Source organism: Blautia luti (genome assembly GCF_013304735.1).
Classification (GTDB): Bacteria; Bacillota; Clostridia; order Lachnospirales; family Lachnospiraceae; genus Blautia_A.
Genome location: NZ_JAAITI010000001.1, coordinates 288,325 through 305,236, shown reverse-complemented (window position 1 = coordinate 305,236; position 16,912 = coordinate 288,325). Strand labels below are relative to the sequence as shown.

Annotated in this window: 19 protein-coding genes; 3 read left to right on the top strand and 16 right to left on the bottom strand. The window is 45.6% G+C overall.

Going from position 1 to position 16,912, the window contains the following annotated elements:
* The 4 genes from G5B06_RS01300 to G5B06_RS01285 form a co-directional block, all read right to left on the bottom strand.
* A partial coding sequence (locus tag G5B06_RS01300) for a helix-turn-helix domain-containing protein (protein WP_180215098.1) occupies positions 1–335 on the bottom strand: 335 nt, incomplete at its 3' end.
* A gap of 219 nt (positions 336–554) precedes the next feature.
* Positions 555–887, bottom strand: a complete 333-nt coding sequence (locus G5B06_RS01295; protein WP_173761877.1) for a hypothetical protein — start codon at positions 885–887, stop codon at positions 555–557.
* Positions 888–928: 41 nt separating this feature from the next.
* The gene (locus G5B06_RS01290) at positions 929–1,384 is read right to left on the bottom strand and encodes an iron-containing alcohol dehydrogenase (protein ID WP_173761876.1); all 456 of its coding nucleotides are present in this window, start codon (positions 1,382–1,384) and stop codon (positions 929–931) included.
* Entirely contained in the window at positions 1,381–2,559 is a 1,179-nt protein-coding gene (locus tag G5B06_RS01285; RefSeq protein ID WP_173761875.1) for a pyridoxal phosphate-dependent aminotransferase, read from the bottom strand. Before G5B06_RS01285 ends, G5B06_RS01290 begins: the two co-directional genes overlap by 4 nt.
* 157 nt (positions 2,560–2,716) lie before the next feature.
* Between G5B06_RS01285 and G5B06_RS01280 the strand changes: the two genes are divergently transcribed.
* On the top strand, positions 2,717–3,559 hold the full coding sequence (locus tag G5B06_RS01280; RefSeq protein WP_173761874.1) for a MerR family transcriptional regulator: 843 nt from the start codon (positions 2,717–2,719) through the stop codon (positions 3,557–3,559).
* A gap of 50 nt (positions 3,560–3,609) precedes the next feature.
* Here the strand turns inward: G5B06_RS01280 and G5B06_RS01275 are convergent, their stop codons facing one another.
* The 8 genes from G5B06_RS01275 to G5B06_RS01240 all read right to left on the bottom strand — a co-directional run bounded on the left by G5B06_RS01275 (position 3,610) and on the right by G5B06_RS01240 (position 11,974).
* Complete coding sequence (locus tag G5B06_RS01275) at positions 3,610–4,758, bottom strand: iron-containing alcohol dehydrogenase (protein ID WP_173761873.1); 1,149 nt, start codon at positions 4,756–4,758, stop codon at positions 3,610–3,612.
* Positions 4,759–4,772: 14 nt separating this feature from the next.
* Positions 4,773–5,990 carry an aspartate aminotransferase family protein gene (locus G5B06_RS01270; protein ID WP_173761872.1) on the bottom strand — a complete coding sequence of 406 codons (1,218 nt, stop codon included), beginning with the start codon at positions 5,988–5,990 and terminating at the stop codon, positions 4,773–4,775.
* Positions 5,987–6,667, bottom strand: coding sequence for a cytidylate kinase-like family protein (locus G5B06_RS01265; RefSeq protein ID WP_173761871.1), 681 nt, complete (start codon positions 6,665–6,667; stop codon positions 5,987–5,989). The genes G5B06_RS01270 and G5B06_RS01265 overlap by 4 nt, the downstream gene beginning before the upstream one ends.
* A gap of 11 nt (positions 6,668–6,678) precedes the next feature.
* The gene (locus G5B06_RS01260) at positions 6,679–7,422 is read right to left on the bottom strand and encodes an amino acid ABC transporter ATP-binding protein (protein WP_270484394.1); all 744 of its coding nucleotides are present in this window, start codon (positions 7,420–7,422) and stop codon (positions 6,679–6,681) included.
* Positions 7,423–7,432: 10 nt separating this feature from the next.
* Entirely contained in the window at positions 7,433–8,197 is a 765-nt protein-coding gene (locus G5B06_RS01255; RefSeq protein WP_243119184.1) for an amino acid ABC transporter permease, read from the bottom strand.
* 18 nt (positions 8,198–8,215) lie between these two features.
* Complete coding sequence (locus G5B06_RS01250) at positions 8,216–9,088, bottom strand: transporter substrate-binding domain-containing protein (protein WP_173761870.1); 873 nt, start codon at positions 9,086–9,088, stop codon at positions 8,216–8,218.
* A 242-nt stretch (positions 9,089–9,330) separates the two neighbouring features.
* Complete coding sequence (locus G5B06_RS01245; protein ID WP_148444900.1) at positions 9,331–10,527, bottom strand: PucR family transcriptional regulator; 1,197 nt, start codon at positions 10,525–10,527, stop codon at positions 9,331–9,333.
* Positions 10,528–10,699: 172 nt separating this feature from the next.
* Positions 10,700–11,974 (bottom strand): MFS transporter, encoded by a 1,275-nt coding sequence (locus tag G5B06_RS01240; protein ID WP_173761869.1) that lies wholly within the window; start codon positions 11,972–11,974, stop codon positions 10,700–10,702.
* A gap of 478 nt (positions 11,975–12,452) precedes the next feature.
* On the opposite strand from G5B06_RS01240, the gene pdxS reads away from it, so the two are divergent.
* Positions 12,453–13,334 (top strand): pyridoxal 5'-phosphate synthase lyase subunit PdxS, encoded by an 882-nt coding sequence (gene pdxS, locus G5B06_RS01235; RefSeq protein WP_173761868.1) that lies wholly within the window; start codon positions 12,453–12,455, stop codon positions 13,332–13,334.
* The gene (gene pdxT, locus G5B06_RS01230; RefSeq protein WP_173761867.1) at positions 13,334–13,909 is read left to right on the top strand and encodes a pyridoxal 5'-phosphate synthase glutaminase subunit PdxT; all 576 of its coding nucleotides are present in this window, start codon (positions 13,334–13,336) and stop codon (positions 13,907–13,909) included. Before pdxS ends, pdxT begins: the two co-directional genes overlap by 1 nt.
* Positions 13,910–13,982: 73 nt before the next feature.
* On the opposite strand, the gene G5B06_RS01225 is transcribed toward pdxT, so the two are convergent.
* The 4 genes from G5B06_RS01225 to G5B06_RS01210 all read right to left on the bottom strand — a co-directional run bounded on the left by G5B06_RS01225 (position 13,983) and on the right by G5B06_RS01210 (position 16,790).
* On the bottom strand, positions 13,983–15,107 hold the full coding sequence (locus tag G5B06_RS01225; RefSeq protein ID WP_173761866.1) for a DUF362 domain-containing protein: 1,125 nt from the start codon (positions 15,105–15,107) through the stop codon (positions 13,983–13,985).
* A gap of 97 nt (positions 15,108–15,204) precedes the next feature.
* On the bottom strand, positions 15,205–15,672 hold the full coding sequence (locus tag G5B06_RS01220) for a DUF2284 domain-containing protein (RefSeq protein WP_148444903.1): 468 nt from the start codon (positions 15,670–15,672) through the stop codon (positions 15,205–15,207).
* Positions 15,673–15,721: 49 nt separating this feature from the next.
* On the bottom strand, positions 15,722–16,021 hold the full coding sequence (locus tag G5B06_RS19730) for a hypothetical protein (protein ID WP_148444904.1): 300 nt from the start codon (positions 16,019–16,021) through the stop codon (positions 15,722–15,724).
* Positions 15,918–16,790 carry a LysR family transcriptional regulator gene (locus G5B06_RS01210; protein ID WP_173761865.1) on the bottom strand — a complete coding sequence of 291 codons (873 nt, stop codon included), beginning with the start codon at positions 16,788–16,790 and terminating at the stop codon, positions 15,918–15,920. Before G5B06_RS01210 ends, G5B06_RS19730 begins: the two co-directional genes overlap by 104 nt.
* Positions 16,791–16,912: the final 122 nt, after the last annotated feature.

The window sequence follows — 16,912 nt, the reverse complement described above, 5'->3', positions numbered from 1 at the left end:
TTTTTATTCCGCTTTTTTGATTTGAACCTTGGAAAACCTGTTTTCAGCTGTTTGAAAAAGTTCTGAAATGCCATATCAAGGTGCCTGAGCGATTGTTGTAATGCGATACTATCTACTTCCTTTAAAAATCCGTATTCTTCCGTTTTCTTCATTGCAGCCATTTCTTTTGCACAAATAGTATATGTTACATTGGTCTTGTTCTCCTCATACTGCCTGATTTTTCTATCAAGCCAATGATTATATACCATTCTCACACATCCAAAAGTCTTAGCAAACAAAATCTTCTGCTCATCATTGGGATATATTCTGAATTTATATGCTCTGTTTGCCACCATGCCACTTCCTTTTCCTAGAAAAATCATCTACGATACTCGACCACAATCACAAGATGATAGTATAGTAAGAATGCTAAATGTGCGTTATTATCTAAATTTATTGTATTTTAATTTTTATTTTTATTATTCGACTAAATATACTATACTATGATTAGGATACTCTATCAAGTAGGTAACAGACGCAATTCATCTCCCACCTTAGAGGTTGGAGTCTTCTTGCTAGAAGAGGATAAAACTGAATGCAACTACGATACAGAACAGTGTACCACAGAGATCTACGATGGTTGCTCCGGTATCAGCGGAAATGATCACTTCCGGTCCGATATTAAATACAACCATCACTGCAAAAACAGCTCCGATGATCTTGGATACCAGATACAGCGGTGTGGTGGTAAACGCTCGTGTCAGATAATGATTCTTACGGATCCACTCCGGTTTTGCAAAGTAATCATAGGTACTCATGATTGCAGATACGATCAGGATAACTACGATAATGTAGCTTAAGCTTCCTCCGAACAGACCTTTGATCCAGCTTTTCAGGAAATTCAACAATGTAGTAAAGGATTCTCCCTGAGGGATTGGCACCAGAAACATCAGAATACCGAATGCGGAACCAATTTGTCGTAGAAGTAAAAGCTGTCAAAGTTTCCGTCTTCTTTATACACAACGGAAAGCGCGGTAGTTGCCGCGCAGGTGGCCGCGATAGTCGGGAAGGTAAATACCGGAAGACCGGCTTTCTCAGCAGTTCCCTTGGCTGTATCCAGAGCTTTTCCGCCGCCCATGCCGAAGATCATGTCTGCACCACATTTTTTTGCGTGCTCTGCCAGCTCTTCCATTCTTGCGTACGTGCAGTCTGTGCCGAAAAGAACCGTGTCTACGATCTGGATCTCAGAGGCCAGCGCCTGAATAAGCTTCTCTTTTCCTGCTTTCAACGCCATTTCTCCACCGATCAGCAGAGCTTTTTTCCCATAATGGCGGCACACTTCTCTGACATTCTGATACGCATCCTCACCGATGGTATAATTTGCGAAATTCACTGAGTATGTCATTTTAACAGCTCCTTCATTTTCTTCAGGCGGGAAAGTGCCTCGTCGATGGTTTTCTCCTCACGTGCAAAATGGAGACGGATCAGATTGTTGACATCCTCACGGAAAAAGCTTGATCCCGGCACTGCCGCAACCCCGATGTTTTTGATCATCCACTCGCAGAATTCTAGGTCTGTATAACCGGCAAACTGAGGAAGATCCAGGAATTCCTGAATGTCGATCATGACGAAATAAGTTCCCTGTGGAACATTGTGCTTCAGGCCGATCTCATCCAGGCCATTAAGGAAATGTTCTCTTTTCTTTGTATATAAAGCAAGAAGGTCTTCATAGTAGGATTCCGGGAAATTCAGTCCCACAACTGCTGCCTCCTGAAGTGGTGCTGCTGCTCCTACGGTCAGGAAATCATGAACTTTTTTTGCTCCCTCGATCACTTCCTCCGGTCCGATAAGATATCCAAGACGCCAGCCGGTGATGGAGTAGGTTTTGGAGAGGGAGTTACAGGTGATGGTGTGCTCGTACATTCCCGGAAGGGATGCCATGCATACATGTTCATTTGGAGCATAGACCATATGCTCATATACCTCATCTGTCACAACAAAGCCGTCGTATTTCACAGCAAGCTCACCGATGGCTGTCAGCTCTTCTCTTGTGAAAACTTTTCCGCATGGGTTAGACGGATTGCAGACGATGATGGCTTTTGCTCCGGCTTTGAATCCTTCCTCCACCAGATTGATATCAAATTCATAAGTCGGCGGTACCAGCGGAATGTAGATAGGCTCTGCTCCGGAAAGGATGGCATCAGCTCCGTAGTTCTCATAGAACGGGGAAAATACCATAACTTTATCTCCTGGATTGCAGATGGTCATCATGGCACTCATCATAGCCTCGGTTCCGCCGCAGGTTACTACGATCTCAGTCTCCGGATTGATCTCTCTTCCGATGGCTTTTCCCTGCTTTCTGGCAAGGGCTTCACGGAAGTTTTCTGCTCCGAAGGTTATGGAGTACTGGTGCGGTCCCTCGTAGGCTGTTTTTGCAAGTGCATCCAGGATTGCTTTCGGCGGATCAAAATCCGGGAATCCCTGAGACAGATTGATAGCTCCGTACTCATCGCTGATCCTGGTCATACGGCGGATCACGGAATCTGTAAATGTATTAACGCGGTCACTTAATTTGGGCATGGTTTTCTCTCCTTTTTATTCTTGTGCAGGTATCTCTTATTTTTCAGGACAGACTGGTTCCATTTAAGTCCGTCCACTCTGTCCGTTGCGTTCCTCTCAAAACAGCTATATAATAAAGTATACCGTTACGTTATAGTCAAGGAGGAATTGTATATTTATGCAAAAATTCAATGATCCATGCATAAAAACCGGAGATTTTGCACGTCTCTGCGGCACAAACAAGCGCACACTGATCCATTACGATGAGATCGGGCTGTTTAAACCTGCCTATACCGATGACCGTGGCTACCGTTATTACAGCGAAAGCCAGTTTGATGTATTTTTTACCATCAACTGTCTGAGTAAGCTTGGCATGCCTCTGAAAGAGATCGGTGCATTCTTAAACCACCGCAATCCCCAGGCATTAAAAAAACTCCTTCTCGAACAACGGGAAGAAGTTTTAAAAGAAGAAGAACGAATCCGAAAAACACGTCAGGTTATCGAAACGAAGCTTGCTCTTGTTTCTCTCCAGGAAAAGCTGGAAAGCAACCAGGCCGGGAGCAGCACGGAACATATTTTCCAGGAATATACACCGGAAGAATATATGATCCTAAGTGATCCATTAAACACCAATGACCACGAGGCCATCATCCACACCCTCTGCAGCCACATCGGCTACTGCAACAAAAACAACCTGAATGCCGGCCATCCTTATGGCGCCATGCTGGATGTCTCGGAACTGCGCCAGGGGCATCTGGATACCTATGCATATTTTTTCACCAAAGTCATTGACCGCCCGGAAGATTTCCCCTTCCATATCAAGCCTGCCGGCACTTATGCGGTGGCTTATCTGAAGGGGGATTACTATGATTCGGAGGAAACTTACAGGAAGCTGTTTCAGTGGATCGATGAAAATGGCTTTCGTACCGGGCAGTATTCCTATAAAGAAGCGATCATCGATGAGCTGGCCGCTGATTCCTCGGAGGAATATCTTACCAAGATTTCGGTACAGATTTTCTGAGTATCTGCCATGTGACAGGTCAGATACTTAGACACCTCAAATATTTACACTTACAACGCCTCTTTATACAGCGCCAGAATATCCTCCCACCCGGTTTTCCACGGATTCACCGCAATGTTTCCGCTTTTCATGGCATCGTCTGTCATCTGGGAAAAATGCTCATCCGTAACCCCTGCGTCAGATAATTTTGCCGGAATCCCAACCTGTGTGTTCAGCTCACGTACTGCCTGCTCCAGCATTCCCTTCGAAAACTCAGATGCATTTTTCTTTTCCGGGGAAATGTAATGATAGATCTTTTGATATTTTTGAAATGCTGCCTCTTCGTTATATTTCACGATATATGGAAAAAGGATTCCATTTGCAACCCCATGGGGCACATTGTAAAAAGCGCTGACCGGATGGCTCATTGCATGGATATTTCCAAGCCTTGCCCAGGAAAAAGCGATTCCCGCAAACAGGGAACCTGCTAGCATATCAGAAGCTGCCTCCAGGTTGCTGCGCTCTGCCACATAAGCACGGATACTCCTGCCGATCAATTCCATCGCTTTTTCACTCATGGCCTCGGAAAACGGGGATGCATCCAGAGAAACGTAAGATTCTTCCGCATGGATCAGTGCATCGATCCCACAGGCAGCTGCTACCGAAGCCGGTGCGGATGTAAGAAGCAGCGGATCCAGAAGTGCATAAGCCGGAATCAGTTTATAGGAAAATACTGTAAGCTTATAATTTCTCTTATGATCCGTGATCACAGAAAAAGCCGTAACTTCTGAACCGGTTCCTGCAGTTGTGGGAATTGCGATCAGTGGGATGATCTCGCCCGGAACTTTGTCCGCACCTTCATATTCTGTGATACTTCCGCCATATTTTGCCACAACACCTACGGCTTTTGCCACGTCCATGGGAGAACCGCCTCCAAGTGCAACAATAAAATCTGCCCCGCTTACCTTAAATGCTTCCGCTGCCCGTTCCACAGTCTCTACAGATGGATTTCCTTCCGTGTCGCAGAAAGTACTGACTGCGATGCCTGCCTGTGTCAGGATTTCCTCACACTGCCCGACTACACCAAGTCTGTTCAGTGTGGGACCGGAAATGATAAAACCATGTTTTCCTCCAAGCTTCCCGGCTGCCCCGGGAAGCTCTTTTAATACACCTTCACCAAAAAGAATATTCTGCGGTACGGAAAATGTAAATCTTTTCATGCTGTCTCCTCCGCTTATTTCGAAAGTGCTTTTACCGTTTCTTCGATGATCGCTGCCGCCTGATCGCAGTCTTCCTCCGTAATGATAAGCGGCGGTACCATACGGATGGTGTGTGCCCCAATTGCTGTGATCAGAAGGTGTCTGTCCAGGCATCCGTGTTTTACATCCACACCGGAAATGGTATCATCAAATTCCACACCTACCAGAAGTCCCTGTCCACGAATTTCCTTTACATGAGGGATCTTTGCAAGTTTTTCCATAAAATAGGCGCCCATTTTTGCCGCATTGCCGGCCAGATCTCTGTCAAGAAGTTCTCCAACCTCTGCAAGAGCTGCAGCACAGGAAACCGGATGCCCGCCAAAAGTTGTTCCATGAGAACCAGGCGTGAACGCTTTTGCCACTTCCTCTGTGGCACAGATCGCACCGATCGGCATGCCACCACCGAGGGCTTTGGCCATGGACACGATATCCGGTTTGATCCCGTAATGCATATAGCTCATCACTTTACCGGTTCTGCACCAGCCTGTCTGAACTTCATCAATCAGAAGAAGCATATCGTTCTCATCACAGAATTCCCGGAGGCCTTTCATAAATTCCATTGTAGCCGGATGGACACCGCCCTCGCCCTGTACGGGTTCTACCATGATGGCAATGGTATTTTCTGTGCAGGCATCTTTGAAAGCTTTGAGATCATTGTACGGTGCGTAGGAAAATCCGTAAGTCATGGGACCAAATCCAACCTGGCATCCGTTTCCCGGCTGGCCTGTGGCTGACATGGCACCAAAAGTTCTTCCATGGAATCCCATTTTTGCAGTTACGATATGATAACGGTTTGGACCGTACTTTTCGATTCCATATTTTCTGGCCATCTTGATCATAGCTTCATTTGCCTCTGTACCGGAGTTCTGGAAAAAGATCTTGTCCATTCCGATGGTTGTGCAGACTTTTTCCGCAAGAAGGGCCTGTGGAATGGTATAGGGATAGTTGAAGGTATGCATCAGTGTCTGTGCCTGATCTACAACTGCTTTTACAACTTTTTCATTGCAGCTTCCTGCGGAGTTTACTGCGATACCTGCATAAAAATCCAGATATTTTTCTCCTTTTTCATTGTAGATATACTGATCTTTTGCACTTTCTGCCAGAAAATCCATTCTCTCATAAGTCTCGATCATGTATTTGTTTACTTTTTCCTTGATATCCTCAAATGTCAGTCCTGTTTCTTCCAGCTTCATTTCGTTTCCTCCCCTTTTACCATTTTTTCTGATAAGATCTGATCCCGTGTGATCAGGTCTTTCATTACCAGATATTCTTCGATCATCTTTACGCATCCTGCAATTCCGACTTTTTCGCTGTTCAGCGTCATATCGTAATTGACGGGATTGGTCCAGTAATTTCCTTTTGTATAATATTTATAATAGTCCGCTCTGTACTTATCTGTATTCTCGATGGTGGCTGCTGCCACATCCGCAGATACTTTCATCCGCTGCATGGTACGGGCCAGACAGAAGGCACGTGGAGCTTCGATATAGATGCTGACCACATTTTTTCTGCCCTTCAGAACATAGTCCGCACATTTTCCAACGATCACACAGGATTCCTGATCTGCCAGGTTCCGGATAATCTGTGACTGATACTCAAACAACCGGTCGTCGGAAACAAATTTTTCATTTCTTGCAATGTACTGTCTGGATCTGGGCAGCCCTTTAAGGAATCCTGTAAAGCCTCCGTTATTCCGGATACGCTCATTGATATCCAGGAAGAGCTTTTCATCCAGTCCGCTCATCTGGCTTGCCAGTGTCAGGATACGGTTTTCATAACAGTGGATCCCAAGATCTTTTGCCAGCATGGAAGCGATCTCTTTTCCGCCTGTTCCGAAACCTCTTGCAAAAGTTACAATAAAATTTTCCATTTTCCTGCCTCCTATCCTGCCAGATACCTGCTTAAAAACTCTCTGGTACGGGCGTTTTTCGGATTTTTAAACAGCTCTGCCGGAGGTGCGTCTTCCACAATGTAACCCTGATCCATAAAAATCGTTCTGGTAGAAACATCTCTGGCAAACGCCATCTCATGGGTTACAATGATCATGGTAAGTCCTGTGGTTGCCAGTTCTTTCATAACATTTAAGACTTCTCCTACCATCTCCGGATCAAGGGCTGAGGTCGGTTCGTCAAAAAGCAGGACCTCCGGGTTCATGCAGAGAGATCTTGCAATGGCAACCCTCTGCTTCTGTCCACCGGAAAGTTGTGTGGGGTTCGCATTGATAAACGGTGCCATTCCCACCTGTTTGAGATGTGTGATCGCCCGGTCAAAAGCTTCCTCTTTTGACAGATGGAGTACTTTTCTTGTACAGAGCATACAGTTCTGAAGAACCGTCATGTTGTTAAAAAGATTAAAAGACTGAAAAACCATGCCCACCTTTGACCGGTAATCATTGATCTCCTTCTGTACTGCCCCGATCTCTTTTCCGTGGTATCGGATCTTTCCGCTGGTCTGTGTTTCCAGTTTGTTGATGCAGCGGAGCAGCGTGGATTTTCCGGAACCGGAAGAACCTACGATACAGATGATCTCTCCTGGCTCCACGTTGAAATCAATTTTTCGCAGTACCTCATGCTGTCCAAAAGATTTACTTAATTCTTCAACGGATATGATTGCATCACCCATAATTTCTCCCTCCTTACGGATTGTCCATATATTCCACTGCAAGTGCATAGTTCTCTGTTTTTTTCATTTTCTTCTCAAGGAAAGTAAACAGACGGTTGAATACAAAACAGAGTACAAAATAGATCACTGCGATCACAAGATAGGATTCAAAATATTTATAATAATTTCCGCCTACAGTTTTCGCTGCCATAAACAGCTCCTGAACTGCGATAACATTCAGAACGGAAGTCATTTTCAGATTTGTAAGAAATGTATTTGCCATCTCAGGGATGATATTTTTGAAGGCCTGCGGAAGTACTACATAGATCATGGTCTTCATAGGTGACATTCCCATGGCCCAGGCGCCTTCCCTCTGTCCCATATCAATGGAACCGATGCCGGCTCTGACAGTTTCTGCCATATAAGCTCCGGTGTTCAGTACCGTTACCATAACACCTGCAAACAATGGTGTAATATTCACATTTGCCTGACGGATACCATAATACAGGACCATTGCCTGAACGATCATTGGCGTATCTCGGAAAACCTCCACATAGATCCTGCAGATTGCCTTTAAGATTTTAAAAATTCCTTTTTTCAGAATGCTGTCGCCTTCATTGATACGGATATCCTGGATGATACCGATGATATAGCCAAGCAGGAAACCAAGAATGGTTCCTGCTACAGCTATATAGAGAGTCAGCCAGGTCCCTTCCAGAAACATACCGGAATATTTTTTTGCCAGAAAGATCATCCATTCCAGGGAATTGGAAGGATCTGTAATTGAAAAGCCTAACATATCTCCACCTCACTTGGACTAGTTCGCTGCCGGCTGCTGTGTCAGAACAGTATCCATCAGCTCATCCATTTTCTCTTTATCGTTCCAGCCGATGTCATCCATAGCACCCTGCAGCTTATCTCTCAGCTCTGTGTCATCTTTTCTTGTTGCAATGCAGACATTGACCATTTCATCATCATCTTTAAAGGTATCCTTCTCATCCAGGTTGATGATCTTCAGATCCTTGTTTGTCAATGCTGCTGATTCTGCTGTAGGAACATCTACAACGCAGACATCTGCAACTCCGTTGGAGATTGCCATAAAGCACTCGGATGTTGTCTCATAGTTTCCGGACTGCTCTGCACCGTCGATCTGATCCAGAAGCGGTACCCATCCGGTTCCAAGCTGTGTGGTAACCTTGCAGCCTGTTCCTGCAAGATCGGAAAGGCCTTTGACATCATCATATTTGCCGCCTGCCTTTACCACGATACAGTTATCTCTGTAATAATATGGTTCTGTAAATGCATATGATTTTTCTCTTTCTGCCGTTTTTCCCATACCTGCGATAATACAGTCATAATCGCCGGCATCCATGGAGATTCCGATGGAAGACCACTCCACCTTGTGGATCTCCAGCTTCATTCCAAGCTGATCTGCAAGCTTCTGGGCTACTGCCACATCGTAGCCATATGCGTAATAATCACTGCCGTAAATAGGTTCTGCCTTGCTTCCGTCCGGGGTTGTGTCGGTATCCTGGGTCCAGTTAAACGGTGCATATGCACATTCCATACCTACTCGTAACACATCCTCATCAGATTTATCTGCTGCCCATGTGGAAGCCGCTGTAGATGCTAACATTGCTACGGAAATAATACCTGTGATCATCATTTTGCCTAAAAGATTTTTTTTCATATTCGTTTCCTCCTCTTCTACATAGCTGGCACAAAACATATTTACCTGGTCGACCTGAACGTTTTCGCCTGAAAACAAAAAGGGCGCTGAAAGAATTTTTTCATTTCCTTCAACGCCTTTGTTGTTTTGATGAACTCCATTATACTCAGGAGAATTTTTTCGTCAACTTTCATTTTGCACAAATTAACTGTTCATTTTGCATAGTGCAGATGCCTGATACTGTATTCGCATGAACCTGACCATCAGGAAAACATCAGCCGTTTGATCAGGATGCAGTTCACCACATCCAGATATTCCATGTAGTCATCCAGCTCAAAATCCACCAGTTCCTGGATCTTGTTCAGCCGGTACTGCAGGGAATTTCTGTGGATAAAAAGTTCCTGGGCTGTTTTTCCCACGCTGAATCCGTTCATATAATAGGCAAGCAGGGTATCCAGGAGAAACGTTCCGTTGGCGTGGTCGTATTCTTCCAGTTTTCCAAGCCTTTCATTACAGTAATTCAGGATCTCATCATGGTTATCGTTATTGAACAGATACTGGTAAATCCCCATGGCTGTGGCACTTAAAACTTTCTTGTGTTTGGGATTTGGAAGCATGTCTTTTTTGGGGATCAGCCGTTTTGCCTCCTGATAGCTGGTACCGAAATCTGCCGGATTGGTGTAGATCCCGCCCAGGATACAGGTGCTCCGGATGGTTCCGTGAAACTGGGGGCTGGCATCGATCTTCTGCAGGACTTTCTCCAGCTCATGCTCGATACTTTTGTCCTTTTTTGCCTCAAAAAGAAGAACAAACTTGTTAAGAAACCTGAGGAACATGGGCTTTCCTTCCATTTCCATAACTTCCTGGTTCAGATAATTGGCATAATATTCATAGATATGTTCATCCTGTTCCAGATTGATGCCATACTTCCGGTCAGCCACAATAATCCCAACTCTGCAGGGTGTGGTGAAATTGATCCCGAACTGCTGGGAGATCTTCTCGATATAACGGTCATTGATATCATAGCCAAACAGAAGATTATACAGATAATCTCCCATCCGCTTATTCTGCATTTCATATTCCAGAATGATCTTTCCCACACTCTGGGCAATATCCACAAATGAGGCCCCTTCCCACCGGATGTAAAACAGCGGAAGTTTCAGCTCATTGGCTTTGTCGATCATTTCTTTTGGAACAGGTTCCCGGTCATCGGTGATGGAAATCCCAAATCCGGAAATTCCAAGTCCATACAGTTCTTCCATGGCTTTCTGCGCTTCCGCAAGATCAAACCGGACATAATCTACCACGCACAGGGCAAAATTTCCCTGGTTCATATGCTCCGCAAACGGCCGGGTCTGCACCATATAGGTCCATGTGACAGGTCTTGTAAGACCCTTTTCCCCGGCGATCAGTTCCACTCCGTCCAGCTGCAGTTCCAGTATATCCTGACAGGTGATCATATGCATTCTCCTTTATCTTTGCAATATTTCACACGCTCTCCTTCATAAATACCGGAAAGTAAACCTTATTCCCCGCTTCTATATGCTCATGAACGCAGTCACATCGTGATCTATCCGTTCCAATTTTCTCATCCTGACAATTATCCTAGCAGAAATATCAGATTCCGGCAACTTATAACGCTGTACCAATCTTTGTGCTGACAGATTTTTCAGCACGCTCTTTTACAAGGTTTCGTCCAAGCAAAGTCAGGCATACAAATGCGATCACCGCAAAAACAGCTCCGATTCCAAATACCACGTTCATTCCATAACCATTGCCTCTTACCAGGCCGGAAATTGCCGGTGCGCCAAAGGTTGCGAATACGATACCAAACATGACAAATCCATAATTTTCCCCTGTGTGCTTCATTCCGAAAATGGAACTTGTCAGAGACGGGAAACTTCCCATGATACCGCCGTAGCAGCCGTACATCAGAACAACGGCAACGGTTACTGCCAGAGATCTGGATGAAAAAAGACCTCCCATAGCGATCACTGCCACAATCAGTACTCCTTTGATGCAGACGATCCTTCCCACTTTATCTGCCAGTGTGGGAAGTACCAGTCTTGCTCCTGCATTGACAATGGAACCCAGCATAACGGCGCTGACTGCCACTGCGGACGGAATCCCGAGATCAATCTGATAGGTCTGGGATACTGGTGAAACCATAAAATAAGAGGTCAGTCCAAAGAACATGGTCGCAAGGAGAAGATAAAAATTCTTTGTACGCATCATCTCTCCGGATGTGTATTGTTTCACCTCCGGTGTCCCTGCCTTTACCCCAGAGCCGCCTGCGTTTATCAGGCTCTTTTCCGGTGCCTGAAAAAAGATGCCGCACAGGATCCAGGAAACCGTGATGGCCACGCCAACGATCAGAAGGGTTTTCTGCACGCCTTCCGCTTCCAGCAGTTTTCGGCTCAGCGGCGCCAGGAAAAATCCGCAAAGTCCGTTGGCAGTTACCACAACACCGGAAGCAAATCCGGTGCGGTCCGGAAACCATCTCTGTACTGTTGCCAGGATCACCGTATAGATCATTCCCTGACCAAATCCCTGCATCACGCCATAGGTAAGATACATAGGAACCGGTGTGGGCACGATCAGGAAAGCAGATGCCAGAATTCCTGCCGCAAAGATTCCTCCGCCGATCCATACGATCGTTTTTTCCTTAAAGTGGTTCTGCATCCTTCCGCCTACGATGTTTCCAAATACAAAGGTGCTCAGTGCCAGGTAAAAGCACATGGATGCCTGTCCCTGACTCCACCCTGCCTGCTCCATCACATAAGGCTGGTAAATGGACCATACATGCGGATATCCGGTAAAAAAGATCGCGAAAGCTCCGAATATCATAGTCAGCAGACGCTGTTTTTTCTGTGTTCCTGTTAAATTCAGCTGCAATGCTCCTGTCATAATTTCCTCCCCTGAAAAACTTTCCGGCCTGTTTGCGTGCCGTTTTTTTATTTTGCGTGCTAAATGCGTGTTTATTTTGTTGTATGTATGTTATCACACGCTATTTGATTATGCAATATAAATTTATATCTTTTCTGTTTTTCTCATTTTTGTCTAAATCATCCCTTTATTTCTTTGTATATTATTCACAATGGCACCACTTTTAGCACGCATGTGCACGCAATTATTTTTCTCTGTAATCCTTATTTTTTCTAAACTGTACACGTTATGTTTCTTTTTGGGTACAAAAAAGCACGCATTTCAAACAGGCGTGCTTTTCCGTTCTTCTTATTTCTTTTCCGCTTTATCTGTTCACAGCTTCAAAACTGTCCCTTTAAAAATTATTATTTTTGGATATTTTTAAATGCACAATCCCGGTTTATAATCTGTAACCATCAGAAATCAAACACGAAACCAAAGATCAGGGAGGATAAAGATCATGTCTACAACAAACGAAAGATATAAACTGAACAAAGAACTGGCACAGATGTTAAAGGGCGGTGTGATCATGGATGTCACCACCCCGGAGCAGGCTAAGATCGCAGAGGCTGCCGGTGCCTGTGCGGTTATGGCGCTGGAGCGTATCCCTGCAGACATCCGTGCGGCAGGTGGTGTTTCCCGAATGAGTGACCCAAAGATGATTGAGGGAATCCAGAATGCGGTTTCCATTCCTGTTATGGCCAAATGCAGGATCGGACATTTTGTGGAGGCCCAGGTGCTGGAAGCCATTGAGATCGACTATATTGATGAAAGTGAAGTGCTTTCTCCTGCGGATGATATCTATCATATCAACAAAAGAGACTTTAAGGTTCCTTTTGTATGCGGTGCCAAAGATCTTGGCGAAGCACTCCGCCGTATCAATGAAGGTGCTTCCATGATCCGTACAAAAGGTGAACCAGGAACCGGTGATATCGTTCAGGCAGTCCGCCATATGCGAAAAATGAACAGCGAGATCGCAAAACTTACCAGCATGCGTGAGGACGAACTCTTCGAAGCCGCAAAAACACTCCAGGTTCCTTATGAGCTGGTATCCTATGTTCATGACAACGGCAGACTTCCGGTTGTAAACTTCGCGGCCGGCGGTGTTGCCACTCCTGCAGATGCCGCTCTTATGATGCAGCTTGGCGCGGAAGGTGTATTCGTTGGTTCCGGTATCTTCAAATCCGGAAATCCGGCCAAAAGAGCCGCTTCCATTGTAAAAGCAGTTACCAACTACACCGATGCAAAGCTGATCGCAGAACTTTCCAGAGATCTCGGCGAGGCCATGGTGGGAATCAATGAACAGGAAATCGCCTTACTGATGGCAGAAAGAGGCAAATAATGACAATTGCGGTACTGGCTTTACAAGGTGCTTTTGCAGAACATGAAAAGGTTCTTGACCGCCTTGGCGTTTCTCATATCGAGCTTCGCCAGGCCAGCGATCTTGACCAGCCTTTTGATGCACTGATCCTCCCGGGCGGAGAAAGCACCGTTCAGAGTAAACTTTTAAAAGAACTTGAGATGTTTGAACCCCTGAAAAAAAGAATAGAAAACGGAATGCCCGTCCTGGCTACCTGCGCCGGACTGATCCTTCTGGCGTCGGAAATCGAAGGACAGGACAGCTGTCATTTCGGCACCATTCCCATGTGCGTCCGCAGAAATGCCTATGGACGACAGCTGGGAAGCTTCCATACAGAAGAAACGGTTGAATCTGTGGGCAAAGTCCCCATGACTTTTATCCGTGCGCCTTATGTATCTGACGTTTATGAGGATACAAAGATACTGGCATCTGTCGAAGACCGGATCGTTGGCGTACAGTACAAAAATCAGCTGGCTTTTGCCTTTCATCCGGAACTGGATGAAGACACCCGGATCCATAAAAAATTTCTGGAGATCGTCCGGAATTCCTGTAACTGAAAATCCGGGAACACAGTCCATACTACTCTGTGTTCCCGGATCTTCTGATATTTTCTGAGATTTATTTTCCCACTTATTTAATTGTCTTCAGCTCATACTCTCTGGTTCCAAGGCCAATCTTTTCTGCCTGATCCAGAGTTGCCTTCCACTCAATATTCGGATTGGAATCCTTAAAGTGGTCATGATGGCAGTGCCATCCCGGCTCTGCCAGATGCTCTCCAAGCTGGCTGTTGGCGATCGGTGTTGCCTTCAGGCAGGCATCTGCACAGGCCTGATCCAGTGCAACCGGGTCAAAGCTTGCGAACATTCCGATATCCGGAAGGATCGGCGCATCATTTTCACCATGGCAGTCACAGTTAGGGCTGATATCCTGTACCAGTGCAATATGGAAATGGGGACGTCCGTGACAGACAGCCTGTGCATACTCTGCCATCTTGCGGTCAAGAAGCTCGTTTGCACTGCTATTCGGATTGTATACGGCATCATAGCTGCAGGCCCCGATACAGCGGCCACAGCCTTTGCATTTATCGTAATCGATAACTGCTTTCTTGTTTATATATGTAATCGCATCACTTCCGCACTCTTTCGCACAACGGCGGCAGCCACGACAGACATCTTCATGGATGGCCGGCTTTCCGCTGGCATGCTGCTGCATTTTTCCGGCACGGCTTCCGCATCCCATACCGATATTCTTCAGAGCACCGCCAAAGCCGGTTGTCTCATGTCCCTTGAAATGGCTGAGACTGATAAAAATATCTGCGTCCATGATAGCATGTCCGATCAGGGCAGTTTTGCAGTATTCTCCGTTTACTACCGGAACTTCTACTTCATCGGTTCCTCGAACTCCGTCACCGATGATGATCTGGCATCCGGTTGTGATCGTGTTAAATCCGTTAAGATTTGCACAGTCCAGATGCTCCAGTGCATTCTTTCTGCTTCCCGGATAAAGAGTATTACAATCTGTCAGGAACGGCATTCCGCCCTGCTCCTTACAAAGATCTGCGACTACCTTTGCATAGTTCGGACGAAGGAATGCCATATTTCCAAGCTCTCCGAAATGCATCTTGATGGCTACGAATTTTCCATCCATATCGATATCTTTGATTCCTGCGGCAACACAGAGTTTTTTCAGTTTGTCCAGCTGGCTGGTTCCTACCGGACAACGAAAATCAGTGAAATAAACTGTTGATTTCTCCATTCTGGTTTTCCTCCTGTTTGATCATTTCAAAATAAATTTACCCTTTTCCTGACAATATGTCCAGTTTTTATACAAAAATGTATAAAAATGCGCTACTCTACTCTCGAAAAAGAATCTGCGAAAAATACCGGAACTTTCCATCATTGGTCCAGCACTGCATTCCCACAGCATCTGCCATCTTCTGCGCATCCACACAATAGGCAGACATACAGGAATTATGCTTGTATGGTCCGGCGCTCATAATCAGAAGATCTGTTTTTCCGGACTCTTTCATCTTCTCCGCCAGCTGTTCGGTCAGTCTGTTATGAGCGAGTTTTGCCTTTTTGTAGTCCATAAGACTGTCCTGGGTTGTCTGAAGCACCAGGGTTTTTTCGTAATTCAGGGCACGCTCTTTCATTTCTTCCACAGTTCCGCTTTCCGGTGGACAGGCAGGATTTTTGTCATAATTGCCGCAGGCATTCTCCTCACAGAAAACACGGTATTCCGGCACAAATACCAGTTTATCCGTGTCCATCACTGCAGCATCGGAAAATCCCAGTTTTTTTGCTTCTTCAATAAAGTCCATTTTTCTCTCTCCTGTGTTTTTCTTTTATAGTGCCACATTTTGAAACGGATTACAAGAGCAGACAGCCCGCTCCGCTTTCCAGCTGTGCAGCTCCTGACTTCAGACTGCCGGTTTCCTCTGACAGTGCGGCACTTCCGGATTTCAGATTTTCCATTCCGCTTACCAGTGTGCTGCTTCCGGATTTCAGCTGTTTTGTTCCTGCTGCCAGTTTACTGCTTCCGCCCGCAAGAGAAAAAAGCGGCAGATCACTCTGCCGCCAGACGGATAAATTCTTCCATCTCTCTTGTCTTAAATTTATTCTTATGGTAAAAGATCTGCCGGTACATGGATATCTCCACGTCTTCCACATGTAAAAGGGCGATCCGTCCTTTCCGGATATCCCGCTCCACAGCCAGGTATGGCAAGAAAGAAAGTCCGTGATTTTTTTCCAGCATGCGGATGATAAAAGCGGTGTCACTGATCTCCAGCACCGGGGACAGCGCCTGCTTCTTAAGAGCCAGCTGCTGATCCAGGGCCTGGCGATAATTGGCGTTCTTTTCTGTAAGGAAAAAAGGCTCTTCTAGGATATCTTCCATCTTTAACGTCTTTCCCGCAAACTCTGAATCCGCGGATGCCACAAACACTACCGGCTCCGCCTTCTCCATAACTTTCACCCAGTTCTGATCCCACCTCGGGGTATCCAGTATGTAGATTAAGTCCAGACCGTTATGCTCCATCATCCGGATCAGCTGCTCCGGTGTGTCGATGGTCACCTGCAGACTGACTTTTGGGTGAAACTCGCGGAACTTACCTAAGACTGAAGGAAGCTTGGCTGTACAGAGGGATTCTATCGTTCCGATATGCAGTGGATTTTTCAGTTCCGCATCATCATTCATTGATTTTTTTGCTTTATTTACATCATATAAGATCCGGCTTGCATGTTCCAGAAATTCTTTTCCGGACGGAGTAAGCAGCACGCGCTTTCCAGTTCTGTCAAAAAGCCGGGTTTCCAGTTCATTTTCCAGGAGACGGATCTGGACTGTGATGGCTGACTGGGAGTATCCCAGAACTTCTGCTGCCCTTGAAAAGCTCTGAAGTTGTGCCACATGTACAAACGTCTCCAACTGACGGATTTCCATGATTTTTCTCCCTTTTTCTATGAAAATTTTTCATCGTGATGATGAAATCTGTGAATTTGCCTTATTATTATATCAATGTTACAATACAATCACGAAGACGTCAATCGTATTTTTGTGCAAAT

Excerpts from the sequence above, each read along its gene's own strand:
- G5B06_RS19730 (WP_148444904.1), bottom strand. The coding sequence starts at position 16,021 with ATGTGGAAGACGTGGAGATATCCATGTACCGGCAGATCTTTTACCATA.
- G5B06_RS01270 (WP_173761872.1), bottom strand. The coding sequence starts at position 5,990 with ATGAAGCTGGAAGAAACAGGACTGACATTTGAGGATATCAAGGAAAAA.
- G5B06_RS01250 (WP_173761870.1), bottom strand. The coding sequence starts at position 9,088 with ATGAAAAAAAATCTTTTAGGCAAAATGATGATCACAGGTATTATTTCC.
- pdxT (WP_173761867.1), top strand. The coding sequence starts at position 13,334 with ATGACAATTGCGGTACTGGCTTTACAAGGTGCTTTTGCAGAACATGAA.
- G5B06_RS01240 (WP_173761869.1), bottom strand. The coding sequence starts at position 11,974 with ATGACAGGAGCATTGCAGCTGAATTTAACAGGAACACAGAAAAAACAG.
- G5B06_RS01225 (WP_173761866.1), bottom strand. The coding sequence starts at position 15,107 with ATGGAGAAATCAACAGTTTATTTCACTGATTTTCGTTGTCCGGTAGGA.
- G5B06_RS01245 (WP_148444900.1), bottom strand. The coding sequence starts at position 10,527 with ATGATCACCTGTCAGGATATACTGGAACTGCAGCTGGACGGAGTGGAA.
- G5B06_RS01210 (WP_173761865.1), bottom strand. The coding sequence starts at position 16,790 with ATGGAAATCCGTCAGTTGGAGACGTTTGTACATGTGGCACAACTTCAG.
- G5B06_RS01285 (WP_173761875.1), bottom strand. The coding sequence starts at position 2,559 with ATGCCCAAATTAAGTGACCGCGTTAATACATTTACAGATTCCGTGATC.
- G5B06_RS01220 (WP_148444903.1), bottom strand. The coding sequence starts at position 15,672 with ATGGACTTTATTGAAGAAGCAAAAAAACTGGGATTTTCCGATGCTGCA.
- G5B06_RS01290 (WP_173761876.1), bottom strand. The coding sequence starts at position 1,384 with ATGACATACTCAGTGAATTTCGCAAATTATACCATCGGTGAGGATGCG.
- G5B06_RS01265 (WP_173761871.1), bottom strand. The coding sequence starts at position 6,667 with ATGGAAAATTTTATTGTAACTTTTGCAAGAGGTTTCGGAACAGGCGGA.
- G5B06_RS01275 (WP_173761873.1), bottom strand. The coding sequence starts at position 4,758 with ATGAAAAGATTTACATTTTCCGTACCGCAGAATATTCTTTTTGGTGAA.
- pdxS (WP_173761868.1), top strand. The coding sequence starts at position 12,453 with ATGTCTACAACAAACGAAAGATATAAACTGAACAAAGAACTGGCACAG.
- G5B06_RS01280 (WP_173761874.1), top strand. The coding sequence starts at position 2,717 with ATGCAAAAATTCAATGATCCATGCATAAAAACCGGAGATTTTGCACGT.
- G5B06_RS01255 (WP_243119184.1), bottom strand. The coding sequence starts at position 8,197 with ATGTTAGGCTTTTCAATTACAGATCCTTCCAATTCCCTGGAATGGATG.